The 11705-nt window shown below is 25.7% G+C and carries 13 protein-coding genes; 1 reads left to right on the forward strand and 12 read right to left on the reverse strand.

Annotated features, from left to right (window positions below; all coding sequences use genetic code 11):
* Positions 1–446: 446 nt before the first annotated feature.
* Positions 447–1223: a hypothetical protein gene (locus BUB51_RS04435; protein ID WP_073195843.1), complete on the reverse strand. Its 777-nt coding sequence runs from the start codon at positions 1221–1223 to the stop codon at positions 447–449.
* Positions 1224–1480: 257 nt separating this feature from the next.
* On the opposite strand from BUB51_RS04435, the gene BUB51_RS04440 reads away from it, so the two are divergent.
* On the forward strand, positions 1481–2521 hold the full coding sequence (locus BUB51_RS04440; protein WP_073195845.1) for a potassium channel family protein: 1041 nt from the start codon (positions 1481–1483) through the stop codon (positions 2519–2521).
* Here the strand turns inward: BUB51_RS04440 and pdxR are convergent.
* The 11 genes from pdxR to BUB51_RS04495 all read right to left on the reverse strand — a co-directional run bounded on the left by pdxR (position 2516) and on the right by BUB51_RS04495 (position 11704).
* Positions 2516–4000 (reverse strand): MocR-like pyridoxine biosynthesis transcription factor PdxR, encoded by a 1485-nt coding sequence (gene pdxR, locus BUB51_RS04445; protein ID WP_073195847.1) that lies wholly within the window; start codon positions 3998–4000, stop codon positions 2516–2518. The two genes, BUB51_RS04440 and pdxR, sit on opposite strands and share 6 nt — an antisense overlap.
* Positions 4001–4081: 81 nt before the next feature.
* Entirely contained in the window at positions 4082–4669 is a 588-nt protein-coding gene (locus BUB51_RS04450; protein ID WP_073195849.1) for a MerR family transcriptional regulator, read from the reverse strand.
* A 144-nt stretch (positions 4670–4813) separates the two neighbouring features.
* A complete protein-coding gene (locus BUB51_RS04455; protein ID WP_197051429.1) occupies positions 4814–5584 on the reverse strand; it encodes a CheR family methyltransferase in 771 nt (256 codons plus the stop codon).
* Between the two features lie 176 nt (positions 5585–5760).
* Positions 5761–6606 (reverse strand): 4-hydroxy-3-methylbut-2-enyl diphosphate reductase, encoded by an 846-nt coding sequence (gene ispH / locus BUB51_RS04460; protein ID WP_073195851.1) that lies wholly within the window; start codon positions 6604–6606, stop codon positions 5761–5763.
* Between the two features lie 18 nt (positions 6607–6624).
* Complete coding sequence (locus BUB51_RS04465) at positions 6625–7200, reverse strand: lysophospholipid acyltransferase family protein (protein WP_073195853.1); 576 nt, start codon at positions 7198–7200, stop codon at positions 6625–6627.
* Positions 7201–7203: 3 nt separating this feature from the next.
* The gene (gene cmk, locus BUB51_RS04470; protein WP_073195855.1) at positions 7204–7860 is read right to left on the reverse strand and encodes a (d)CMP kinase; all 657 of its coding nucleotides are present in this window, start codon (positions 7858–7860) and stop codon (positions 7204–7206) included.
* 27 nt (positions 7861–7887) lie between these two features.
* Positions 7888–8247 (reverse strand): chorismate mutase, encoded by a 360-nt coding sequence (gene aroH, locus BUB51_RS04475; protein ID WP_073195857.1) that lies wholly within the window; start codon positions 8245–8247, stop codon positions 7888–7890.
* Positions 8248–8310: 63 nt separating this feature from the next.
* Positions 8311–9534, reverse strand: a complete 1224-nt coding sequence (locus BUB51_RS04480) for a BaiN/RdsA family NAD(P)/FAD-dependent oxidoreductase (protein ID WP_073195858.1) — start codon at positions 9532–9534, stop codon at positions 8311–8313.
* Position 9535: 1 nt separating this feature from the next.
* A complete protein-coding gene (locus BUB51_RS04485; RefSeq protein WP_073195860.1) occupies positions 9536–10144 on the reverse strand; it encodes a histidine phosphatase family protein in 609 nt (202 codons plus the stop codon).
* A gap of 129 nt (positions 10145–10273) precedes the next feature.
* Positions 10274–11155 carry a MurR/RpiR family transcriptional regulator gene (locus BUB51_RS04490; protein ID WP_073195862.1) on the reverse strand — a complete coding sequence of 294 codons (882 nt, stop codon included), beginning with the start codon at positions 11153–11155 and terminating at the stop codon, positions 10274–10276.
* Positions 11156–11170: 15 nt separating this feature from the next.
* Positions 11171–11704, reverse strand: a complete 534-nt coding sequence (locus tag BUB51_RS04495) for a 2-oxoacid:acceptor oxidoreductase family protein (RefSeq protein ID WP_073195864.1) — start codon at positions 11702–11704, stop codon at positions 11171–11173.
* Position 11705: the final 1 nt, after the last annotated feature.

Genomic DNA, 11705 nt, shown 5'->3' on the forward strand with positions numbered 1-11705 from the left:
AGCTGAATAGATACGAAACAATGCCAGCAAAATGGGCTAAACTAATTGAATTAGCACAACTACATGCCATAGAAAATCAAAAGCATAGAAGCAATATTTTAAAAGAAGCTGCTTAATTTTAAAATGCACCTTGACAAATTAACAGTTAAAATTTAAAGTTAAATTACACCCTACGGGATATTTATGCCCTTTTTTGGGTAAAATCTTTAAAATATCATCTTAAAGTATATCCAATCTTTTCTCTAACTTTTCATATTTCTTTTTACACTATCTGTTTTAGTATTCTGATTATATTATAACATCATAAAAATTTTATGTCAAGTTTATTTTCAGAAAAATGCAAATACGCACAAAAAATACTGCATAATTTTCTTGAAAATATCAATTTATTTTTTTAATATGCAATTATACTTATAACATTATTCAAAATACACTATAATTAACTTTTAATTTAAGAAATCATTTATATTGTAATTTACACTATCTATTTTATTTATTACCTGTAATATCTTCTTTTTTAATAAGTCCTCATTTTTACTGAAAATGGCATTTTGATTATTAGAAGAATTAAAATTTAATACAATACCTATTCTATTATCCTCTTCAATAATTTCAATTACACCTTTTTCATAAAGTTTAATATTTGCAAAAATTAAAGTAGGGTAGTTTAATAATTCTACTTTATCAATTTTTTCTACCTCTATATTTTGATATTCATATTTAGCAAATCCTGCTATTATATATATAAGATTCAAAAGAGTTTCTTCTTCGTAATAATAATTATTAAAATTATTGAAATAGATTGATTCATAAATGTATTGTTTCATTTTCTGTTTTGGTAAAATCCATACAATGTTACTGTTTCTATCTAATATTGGTGATTTATATTGAAAAAATAAATCTATAAAATTTGTTGTAAAAATAATATCTTCAATAGAAATTTTTAATTCGTATAAATTTATTCTTCTTAACAATAATTTATAAATAATATATTTATAAGCTAAAAACAGGAGTAGATATTCATCGTTATTATAAAATTCATATCTAATTTTATAATAACTATTTGAATTTATAGGCAGCGGAATAATTTTATTCATAAAATAAGAGACTTCAGAAAAGCTTAGTACTTTTCTTTTAATAGGATCTTTATTGTTCAAATATATTTTTTTAAATTCTATTAATTCTTCAGGTAACTCTATTGAATTTATTTTATTGCTATTCATATATAAACCTCCTCTTAATTATTTTTTTGAATATATAATAAATTTATTTTAAATATATTTACATACTATTGAATATTATGGGTGTTGTATATTGCCGGGGCAATGTAAAAAAATTGATAAATTACTACAAATTTTAAAAAATATTTACTAAATAGTATTAAATTCTACATCATTATTAAACTATTACAGGAAATAATATTATACAAGATAAAATTAAAAATAGATTTTGTTCAAATTATCAAAGAGTTGTTAAAGAGGTGGTAAAAATTACAAACTTCAACATATATATTAAAAAACTTCATATTTCACTTAAAACAACAAAAGTTTATAAAGCAATTTTATTGGTAATATTTTTTATAGTAATTAATTCCGTTTTATTTTATTTAGTAGAAAATAATGAAAACCCTAATATTAATTCTCTATGGGATGCATTATGGTGGGGTTTTGTAACGAGTACAACAGTTGGATATGGAGATATTTATCCAAGAACTAAACTTGGCCGTATAATAGCTATATTTCTGATGATTATGGGCATCGGTTTCTTTGGCTTTTTTACAGCTTCAATAGCTTCTGTATTTGTAGAAAGAAATTTAAGAAAGGGGATGGGTTTATTGGATATTGACTTTAATGGACATATAGTTATTTTTGGGTGGAATTATCAAGCAAAATCTATTATTGAAGAACTTTTAAGAGAAGATAAAAAACAAAAAATTGTTTTAGTAGCTAATATTTCTCATAATCCATATGATAACAATAGTGTTTATTATATAAAAGGAGATCCTACAACGGATAATGTTCTGGAAAGGGCTAATATTAAATATGCTAAATCTGCAATTGTGTTAGCAGATAGGAGTTTAGAAAATAGTGAAATGATAGATGCTAGGTCTGTGTTAATATGTTTGGCTATAAATAAAATTAATCCAAATATTTATTTAGTATCAGAAGTCATTGAACAGAAAAATGTAATACATTTTAAGCGTGCTAATGTGGATGAAACTATTATTAGCACACAATTTGAAAGTAAAATTATGATGAGATGTGCATTATATAAAGGTGTAAGCAGAGCCATAAAAGAATTACTTACTAACTCTTATGGAAATGAAATTTATGAAATAGCTCTCGACAAAAAGTATATAGGAAATACCTATGAGAAAATTGCTATTGAGTTTTTAAATAGAGAAGCAACTCTCATAGGTATATATAGAGATAATAAAGTTTTTTTAAATCCCAGTAAAAATACAATTTTAAAATCAAAGGATATTTTAATATATATCGCAAAAGATAAAATTTTATTATAGATGAGTTATAGGGTTGAAGTAGTATTTATTAATATTTGAACTATTAAGTAGCTCATTTATTATTTCAGAAAGTTGACGAATACCAGACTCTATTACAGATTCATGAACCGATGCAATACTAATTCTAAAAGCATTACTTTTAATTTTATTAGCATAAAATATTGACCCAGGGGTTATAAGTATATTTCTTTTAATGCATAAATCATGTAATTCATCGCTTAGATATCCCTGTGGCAATGAAAGCCAAAAGTTCAAGCCGCCTTCAGGTATAAAGTAACTAATTTGTTTAGGCATATAATCTGATAAACTTTTAACTAGTATTTCAAATCTCTTTTTGTATATTCTATTAATTTCATTGATGTGTTTCTTAAATAAACCCATCTTAATATATAAATCTAAGGCTCTTTGCATAAGACCAGATGTTGATATATCAGATATATGTTTTGCTACAAGAATTTCTTTTTGTATCGACATAGGTATTATCATAAAACCTAATCTTAATCCAGGCATAAAAATTTTAGAAAAACTTTTTATATAAATAACTCTATTGTTCTTATCTAATGATTTTAATGTTTGCGGATATTTGTTATTAAACGAAAGTTCATTTAGATAATCGTCTTCAACTAGTAATGTATCGTATTTATTAGCTAATTCTAATAGTTTTAGTTTTTTTGTTTCAGAATAAGTATATCCTGTTGGATTTTGAAAATTGGGCATAACATAGATAAACTTGGGTCTGAAACTTTTAAGTTTATTTTCTAAATAAATTAAATCAATACCATCTTTTTTAATAGGAATCTCTATAATTTTGGCTGCTCTTGATTTAAAAGCTGCTATAGCTCCTGTATAAGTTGGGCTTTCTGTAAAGACTATATCTCCATAATCTATTAATGCTTTAGATAGAATATCTATTCCCTGTTGAGCCCCCGAAATAATTTGGATATTACTAATATCACAATTAATCATATAATTAGATAGATAGTTCTTTATAGTTTCTCTTAAAGGATAATATCCCTGACTCTCTTGGTATTTAAATGCATTCCCTTTGTCTCTGTCTAAAACTAAGTTAATAACATACTTAAAATCTTCAACAGGAAAAAGATCATTTGTTGGAGTTGTATTTGAAAAATCGATAACATTTCCGAACATATTCAAATACTCTATATTTGATTCATCTAAAGTATGTAGATATTGTTTATAATCAATTTCTGTATCTGTATTATAATTTATTACATTAACAAAAGTACCACTTCCAACTTTTTTATAAACTAGGTTTTCTTTCTGAAGTAAATTATAAGCATTAACAACTGTTATATTATTTACATTTAATTTTTTAGCTAATTTTCTTATAGGAGGTAATTTGGTATGAGGCTTTAAAATACCATCTAATATTAATTTTTTTATTTTACTATATAATTGTATGTATAGATGTTGATCTGAACTTCTATCTAATTGCAATTTGATTTCTTCAATATTCATATTTATCCTCCATAGCCGTAATATTGTTCCCATACATTATAATTCTACCAAATTACTGTACATTATTCAAAAAAAGAAATTTTATTTTCTTTTAAATATTTTTTTAAAAATACTCTTATTAGCTTCTTTTTCACGCTTAAGTTTTTCTTTCAATTCTGCAACTTCATATGATTTTTCTTTTAATTTCATTTTCAATTTAGCATTTTCACAAATCAATACATCATGTTCCTTATTTTTAATTTCATGTTTCAATTGCTCAATTTCCATTTTGAGTTCTTTTAAAATCTCTATATTATTAATATTATTTTGTTTTAGAGTTTCTTGAATTATTTCTAATAGATTGTTTTGAAATTCAGCTATAAAGTTCTTTACACTACTTATATCATTTGATTGGGAAGTTGCTAATGTAATAGCAGACTCATTATAGCTATCGGAGATAACTTCTTCAGGAGAATTTAAAATTATTTTAATTTGCTTATTTGTAAAACCCTTGTTTTGCAATTCTTTAATATAATTAATTTTTTCTATTTCTTTATATGTGTAATATCTACGATTAGATTTAGTCCTTGGAATATTTAATTTAAATTCTTTTTCATAAAATCTGAGTATATGTTGAGGATATCCAGTTATTTTTGAAACTTCAGAAATAGAATACTTCTTTTCTATCATTTACCACTCCCCCTAATCCCCCTAATAAATTATAATTGTTTAATTCTTCAATTTTAAAGTAAATCCTCCTTTGATTTATATCAAATAAATCTGATAATAGTTAAAAAAATACAACTAGAGGTTATATCTAGTTGTATTTACATGCTATAATTTACTATAAAAAAATGATTTTATTGGCTTAAAATTATATTTATCTGGTAATATTATATGTTCAGTATTGCCAACAAAAAATATACCATCGTCTGTAAGCGATTCATAGAATTTTTTATAAAGTTTTATTTTAGCTTCTTCGGTAAAATAAATCATAACATTTCTGCACAAAATTAAATGAAATCCTTTAGGAAATATATCGTCTAATAAATTGAGTTTTCTAAAATCAACACATTGTTTGATCTTATCATCTATTTTATATGTATTTCCGATTTTGGTAAAAAATTTATTTTTATATTCATTCGGTACATTTTTCAAACTTTTTTCATCATAAATTCCAATTTTCGCTTTTTGAATCGCTCCTTCATCAATATCTGTCGCTAATATATTTATCTCTTTTAGAGGGAAAAATTTTGTTAATAACATTACCAATGAATAAGGTTCTTCCCCAGTAGAGCAAGCACTACTCCAAACTTTTATTTTCCGATTATTTTTAATCAATTCAGGTATAATTTCTTTTTCCAAAACACGCCATTGAACTGGATTTCTAAAAAATTCCGAAACATTTATAGTAAGATAATTAAGAAGTTCATTTAAAAGTTTATTATCTTTTTTAATGCCTATTAAATAATCATCAAAATCAGAAAAATTATTTCTTTTTAATAAGGAAGTAAGTCTTCTTTTCATCTGCTTTTCTTTATAACAATTCAAATTAATACCAGTTATCTTATAAAAATCCCTTTTGAAACTCTCGTACTTGTCCATTCTTATCCCCTTTACTTAAAATTTTAGTCAATGTAATTCTACCATATTAAAAAAAATGTGGCAATATGCCACATATGAATGTAAAGGGGGTCTTGATATTAATGAGGTTCACTAGATATTATTGTCTTCCAAAAAAAAATTATACATATGAAACCTAACATTTTAATCGAAATTTCTTATTCTTTACTAGATATATCCTTCAAGTTATTTACAACATCTTTAATAATCCAATCAGGAGTTGAAGCACCTGCAGTAATCCCAATTTTTTTGAAATTTTTTAGTTTATTAATAGGTAAATCATTTATGGTTTCTATATGATATACATTGCCACAATATTTTTTACTTATCTCTGCTAGTTTACGAGTATTAGAACTATGATATCCACCTATAACTATCATAGCTTCCACTTCTTTAGCAATTTTTTTTGTAGATTCTTGTCTTAAACTTGTAGCATTACATATGGTGTTAAAAATCTTTGCTATTTTACCTTTTCTTTGTACTAAATTAGATAGCTTCTGAAACTTTTCTAAAGTCATAGTCGTTTGTGATACTATACATAATTTATCAATAATAGGAACTTTATTTATATCGTCTTTAGAATTTACAATTACTGCTTGATTATTACACCAACCATTAATTCCTATGACTTCTGGATGATTTGGATTACCAATTATAACAACCGTGTAGCCATTATTAAAAAATTCATTTGCTTTCTTTTGAACATTTCTTACAAAAGGACAAGTACAATCAATTAATTCTATTCCTGTATTTTTAGCGTATGAATAAACATTTAAAGGAATCCCATGAGATCTAATTATTACTTTCCCCCTGTCAATATCTTTAATATCATTAATTATCTTTAAACCTTTACTTTCAAGTAAATTAATAACTTGTTCATTATGTATAATTGGTCCTAAAGAAAAAACATTATGTTTATTTTCATCTAATGTTTGCAATGCAGTTTTAACAGCTTTTTCAACTCCAAAACAAAAACCTGAGTTTTTTGCAATTAGCAACTCCATTGTATCTCTCCTATCAAATTATTTTAATGCATAAATCCTTTTTAATATATTCTGACTAATTTTTTTATAGTCATCAATATTCAGTTTTTTATCATAAAATTCTTCAAACGAAATTTGTTCACCTATAATAACTTTAATTTTAGAAAATAATCTATAATTAGCATCTATATAAACAGGTAATACGTTGCATTTGCTTTTTACTGCAATCATAGCAACCCCCGGTTTTGCATTTTCTACGTTTTCATCTCTAACTCTAGTACCTTCTAAAAAAATACCTAAAACATTACCTTCATTTAATACTTTCAATGATTTTTTTATTGCAGAAATATCTCCTTTTTCTCTGTCAACTGGAAAGGCTCCTAAATTTGCAATAATCTTATTTAAAATTTTGTTTTTAAATAACTCTTTTTTTGCCATAAAGTGTATTTTTCTAGGAGATATTATACCTACTAAAATAGGATCCAATATGCTTATATGATTAGAACAAACTATTAATTTATTTTCAGTAAAATTATGTTTACCGATAACTTCGATTTTATAAAAAATATTCATAAATAATGATAATGTTTTTTTGGCAAAGTTGTAGAAAGACATATTCTACATTCCTTTCTTTATGATATTTAATATTTCGTTAACACTTTCTTCTACAGTTTTTCTAGTAGTGTCAATTAAAATAGCATCTTCACTTTTAATCAGAGGTGAAAATTCTCTACTTTTATCAATTTCATCTCTCTGCTTTATTTCTTCCTTAACTTGCTTAAGAGAAATTTCAACATTTTTAGAAATAAGTTCTTTATATCTTCTATGACTTCTTTCATCAACTGAAGCAGTTACATAGAATTTGAAGTCGGCATTCGGTAGAACATGACTTCCAATGTCTCTTCCGTCCATAATTACACTTTTATTACTAGCTATTTTTCTTTGTATTTCTACTAATTTTATTCTGATTTCTTTTATTCTAGCAACTTTAGAAACATTTTTACTGACTTCATTGCTTCTTATTTCATTATCGACTATTTTACCATCTAAATAAATATGATTATCATAATAGTCGATATCAGTTTTATCTAATAATGAGATTAAAGAATTTTTGTCATTAAAATCTATATTGTTTTTTAAAGCTTTTAATGTCAAGGCTCTATACATTGCTCCTGTATCTACATAGTTTATATTTAGTTTTTTTGCGATAATTTTAGCTATAGTACTCTTTCCTGCTCCCGCTGGGCCATCTATTGCAATTACGATCTTGTCCATATTCTACCTCCTTATAATTATCGAAAATTAATTCAAATCCGGCCGAAGCACACTTGCTTTTTCTAAATAAATATGTTTAACATCAGTTTGACTTAGATTACTTTTTAAAAATACAAGTACTCTTATACACTTATTAAGACTATTTTCAACATCCATTTCTTGAAAACACATTAATCCACAATTATTAAGCCCTAATTCTCTAGCTGCTATTGCTGGATATGCTTTGTTCAAATCTTTGGTTGCAGAAAATAGAATGCTAATTATATTTGATTTATTAATATTATTTTGCTTTATTATTTCTTCTAAAAGTTTTCTTGTATATTTAATAATGTCTTCCCTAGTATTGTTATTAACTGTAATCGCTCCCCGGATTGTTACTATACACATAATAACCCCGCTTTCTTTTTTTATTATATATTATAACAAAATTCTACTCAACAGAGTTTAAATTTAGCAGTTTAAACCTGCTAGATAACCTGTAGACAAAGCTATTTGTATATTAAATCCTCCAGTTAAAGCGTCTACATCAATTATTTCACCAGCGAAAAAAAGTCCTTTTATTAATTTAGATTCCATAGTCGATGGATTTATTTCTTTTGTAGAAATCCCACCAGATGTTACAATTGCATGTTCAATATTTCTCAATCCATCATAAATCAATCTAAATCTTTTTAAATTACTTATTATTTTATGTCTTTCATTTCTAGTTACGCTATTTGTTTTCTTATCAAGCGGAATGTTTAAAGTATCTAATAAGTAGTTTATAATCCTTTTAGGTAATAATTCACAAAGAGTATTACATATATTTTTTTGATGATATCTTATAAATAGAGATTTAATTATACTTTCCAAGCATTCAAATGTATAGTCAGGTAAAAAATCTATTTCTAATTTTATTTTATCAGTCGGATATCTATTAATATAACTACTTAACGAGAGGGTTACAGGGCCGGAAATACCAAAATGAGTAAAAATGATTTCACCAATTTGTTCATGTATTTTTTTATCATTTAAATATGCTGTAAGTTTTACGTTACTCAAAGATACCCCTTGCAATTTTTTTGCTTTTGCATCTTTCAATTTTATCGGGACTAGAGCAGGTTTTGGTTCAATAATTGTATGGCCAAATTTATGTGCAAAAATGTATCCATCACCTGTAGAACCAGTTTGCGGATAAGACTTACCTCCTGTTGCTAAAATAACTTTATTAAATATCATAGGTTTTTTATTATTTAAATAAATAGTAAAAGTATCATTTTTATTTAATATTATATCTTTAACTCTAGTATTTTTAAATATAGTTATTTTGTTGGATATCAAATATTTATAAAAAGCTTTTATTATATCAATTGATTTATCTGTTTTTGGAAAGCATCTATTATCCTTTTCCGTTTTGATTTGCACTCCAAAGGATTCAAGTAAATTTATGGTATCAATATTTGTAAAAGCATAAAGTGCGCTATACATAAAATTATTATTGTTAACTATATTTTTGATAAAATCTTCAATATCGCATTTATTTGTAATATTACACCTACCATTACCTGTAATAAGTAGTTTTTTACCTATATCAGAATTTCTTTCAAATAAAAAAACTTTCCTACCTTGTTTGGAAGCAGTCCCTGCGGCTAAAATGCCAGCAGGGCCGGCTCCAATGACAGCTACTGTTTCCATTTTAGTCCTCCTTCAGATGACAAGTATCATTTAATAATTTAATCACCGGACCTGTACTATGATATTCTATTATAGATATACTTGTATTGTCTATCTTTATATTATTAAATTTTACTAAATCTATGTCTAAAATTCCTAAAATTAATGCTTTAATTGCAGTACCATGAGAAACAATTAAAATATTTTGATAGTCAGTGTGTAATATATTATTGATTATTTTTTTCATTCTCTCTTGTACTTCTATCAATCTTTCAGCTCCTGGTAAGTTGAGTTTATGAGGCTCTGTTCTCCAAATTATATACTCTTGATTAAAATCTTTTTTAATATCTGATAATGTTAATCCTTGCCAGTTCCCGAAATGAATTTCTCTTAAGTTTTTATCAATGATAATATTAGTTTTTATAGTGTCAGAAATTATTTTAGCTGTTTGATATGATCTTTTTAAATCGCTAGTATAGATTATATCAATTTTTTCTTTAGAGAGTTTAAGTGCAAGTTTTTTAGCCTGTTCTATTCCAACTTCATTTAGTTCAATGTCTTTTTGTCCTTGTATTCTACCTATTAAATTCCAGTTAGTTTGTCCATGTCTAGTAATTATTATTTTTTTCATGTTAGATCAACCTTTCTTATTTTTTATTTTTTATTTTGTATTTTGGATATATTTTTGTTTATCATTTATGATAAGCTCTTATATGATATATAAAAACAACTAAAAGCTGGCTTCTGCCAGCTAGTATTCCTAAAATAAATCTTTTTTATCTTTACAATCATATACATTATATTCAGACCAAAGCGTTTCTAGTTTCTGAAAATACTCAGCTATTTCGTTTTTTTCTTTCATTCCAATTGCAATTATTAATGCATTTATTAAACTAAGCGGAGCTACTAAAGAATCAACGAAAGAAATCATATTGCTTTTAGCTATTAACGTATAATCTGCTATTCCTGATATTGGTGAAAGAAAGCTATCTGTTATCCCTATAATCTTACATTCCTGTTGTTTTACATAATTTAACGCTTCTAATGTTCTTCTCGAATATCTAGGATAACTGATACCAATTACAACATCGCCTTTATTTACCCTGAGTAATTGTTCAAATATATCACTTATACCATAAGTTACAACTTTTACATTGTCTAGAATCAAACTAAGATAAAAACCTAAATAATTCGCTAATGTCGTTGAACTCCTTAAACCTATTATATAGACTCTATTAGCATTATAAATACAATCTACGACTTTTTCAAATTCATCATTACTTATTTCTTCAATTGTACTTCTTATATTATCCATATCTGCTTTTAATATTTTTTTCAATAAATTACTATTATCTGAATAGTTATTAGACATACTTAATCTCTGTACTGTTGTAAGTTTATTTTTAATCAATTCCTGTAAGGCTCTTTGCAAACTAGGATAACCAGCAAAACCTAAAGCATTAGCGAATCTAACAACAGTCGATTCGCTAACGCCTACCATTTCCCCAAGTTTTGATGCAGTCATAAAAGCCGCTTTATCATAATGGTTCAATATATATTCAGCTATTAATCTCTGACCTTTACTCAATCTTGAAAAATTAATCTGTATTAAAGTAATAAGATCTTTATTTTTTTCCTCCATACCATCATTCCCTATTTAATTATTAGCTAACTTAAAACCTTCTTCAAAAGCTTTCTTATTTAATTCCTCTGTTCCTCTAGGAACTCTTTCTAATATCGCTTCTCTTAATGAATCTGTTGAAACTATATTAGTAACTCCCTGTATAACTCCTAAAGCAACTATGTTAGAAACCATTTTATTTCCTATTATTTCTGAGGCTGTTCGTAAAATTGGATATCTATAAATCTTTATATTATCCCTATCTTTAACTTCAACATTTTCATCTACTATTAGTATACCATTTTCTTTTAAGTTTTGCATATATTTATCACAAGCAGCTTGTGTTAAAGCTAACAGTACATCGCTTTCTCTTACTTTAGGATAATTTATATCATCATCGCTAATTATTACCTCAGATTTGCTTGCTCCACCTCTAGCTTCAGGACCATACGATTGAGTCTGTACTGCATTTTTATTATCTCTCAAAGCAGCTTCCGCTAATATAATACCAGCTAATATTAATCCTTGTCCTCCTGCTCCACTTAATCTAAACTCAACTTTCTTTGACATA

It is taken from the genome of Caloranaerobacter azorensis DSM 13643 (genome assembly GCF_900129995.1).
Classification (GTDB): Bacteria; Bacillota; Clostridia; order Tissierellales; family Thermohalobacteraceae; genus Caloranaerobacter; species Caloranaerobacter azorensis.

Coding starts and splice junctions, on each gene's coding strand:
- aroH (WP_073195857.1), bottom strand. CDS start 8,247: ATGTGTATAGTAACAATCCGGGGAGCGATTACAGTTAATAACAATACT.
- BUB51_RS04480 (WP_073195858.1), bottom strand. CDS start 9,534: ATGGAAACAGTAGCTGTCATTGGAGCCGGCCCTGCTGGCATTTTAGCC.
- BUB51_RS04495 (WP_073195864.1), bottom strand. CDS start 11,704: ATGTCAAAGAAAGTTGAGTTTAGATTAAGTGGAGCAGGAGGACAAGGA.
- ispH (WP_073195851.1), bottom strand. CDS start 6,606: ATGGAGTTGCTAATTGCAAAAAACTCAGGTTTTTGTTTTGGAGTTGAA.
- BUB51_RS04485 (WP_073195860.1), bottom strand. CDS start 10,144: ATGAAAAAAATAATAATTACTAGACATGGACAAACTAACTGGAATTTA.
- pdxR (WP_073195847.1), bottom strand. CDS start 4,000: ATGAATATTGAAGAAATCAAATTGCAATTAGATAGAAGTTCAGATCAA.
- BUB51_RS04490 (WP_073195862.1), bottom strand. CDS start 11,155: ATGGAGGAAAAAAATAAAGATCTTATTACTTTAATACAGATTAATTTT.
- BUB51_RS04435 (WP_073195843.1), bottom strand. CDS start 1,223: ATGAATAGCAATAAAATAAATTCAATAGAGTTACCTGAAGAATTAATA.
- BUB51_RS04465 (WP_073195853.1), bottom strand. CDS start 7,200: ATGTCTTTCTACAACTTTGCCAAAAAAACATTATCATTATTTATGAAT.
- BUB51_RS04455 (WP_197051429.1), bottom strand. CDS start 5,584: ATGGACAAGTACGAGAGTTTCAAAAGGGATTTTTATAAGATAACTGGT.
- cmk (WP_073195855.1), bottom strand. CDS start 7,860: ATGGACAAGATCGTAATTGCAATAGATGGCCCAGCGGGAGCAGGAAAG.
- BUB51_RS04450 (WP_073195849.1), bottom strand. CDS start 4,669: ATGATAGAAAAGAAGTATTCTATTTCTGAAGTTTCAAAAATAACTGGA.